1 pseudogene is annotated in these 255 nt (G+C 66.7%); it reads right to left on the bottom strand.

Annotated features, from left to right (window positions below):
• Positions 1-255: pseudogene (locus JHD63_RS23650) on the bottom strand (methyl-accepting chemotaxis protein); the annotation flags it as partial.

Below are 255 nucleotides of genomic sequence, written 5' to 3'. Positions count from 1 at the left end.
TGCTCCTCCTTGAACAAGTCCGCCACCGTCGGGTCGGCGCTGAGCGCGCCGGCCATGGTCTTGGTGATGCTGACTTCCGTCAGCCCGCGCCACTGCAGGGCCTGGGCGATCAGGTCGTAGCGGGCGGTATCGGCATTGCGGGCCTGGGTCTGCCAGTAGGTCAGCGCGGCAATGGCCAGCATGGCCGCCAGCAGCAAGACGAACGCGCCCCAGACCTTGCGGGCGACCCGCATGTTTTCAAAGAAGCTCACGGTG

Source organism: Xylophilus sp. ASV27 (assembly GCF_016428875.1).
Classification (GTDB): domain Bacteria; phylum Pseudomonadota; class Gammaproteobacteria; order Burkholderiales; family Burkholderiaceae_C; genus Xylophilus.
This window is presented reverse-complemented; position numbering and strand designations above follow the sequence as displayed.